Origin of the sequence: Cobetia sp. SIMBA_158 (assembly GCF_046566945.1) — a bacterium.
Taxonomy (GTDB): Bacteria; Pseudomonadota; Gammaproteobacteria; order Pseudomonadales; family Halomonadaceae; genus Cobetia; species Cobetia amphilecti.
On record NZ_JAWJYL010000343.1, the window covers coordinates 1 to 274 of the forward strand.

The 274-nt window shown below is 49.6% G+C and carries 1 protein-coding gene; it reads right to left on the reverse strand.

Features of this window, described 5'->3' with window-relative positions:
• A partial coding sequence (locus tag R2R70_RS20215; protein WP_410978933.1) for a metallophosphoesterase occupies window positions 1-227 on the reverse strand: 227 nt, incomplete at its 3' end.
• Window positions 228-274 lie beyond the last annotated feature (47 nt).

Consider the following 274-nt stretch of genomic DNA (forward strand, 5'->3'; position numbering starts at 1 on the left):
TGATGGAATTTCAGCAACAGATCTATTGCCTCTTGTTGCTCTGAATCATTTAAATCGAAAAACCAGTCACCACCGCTGGCAAGCCACATATTTCCATCGCCGGTCGCGAACGCATCCAGCGCCATTGCTTCGTGGTTGCCTTTAACCGGCGTAAACCAGGGCTGGTTTAGCAGGCGCAGCACGTTAAGACTCTCCGGCCCACGATCGATGTTATCGCCTACCGAAATAAGTAAGTCGGTTTCAGGGCAAAAAGAGAGTTGATGTAAGCGGGATT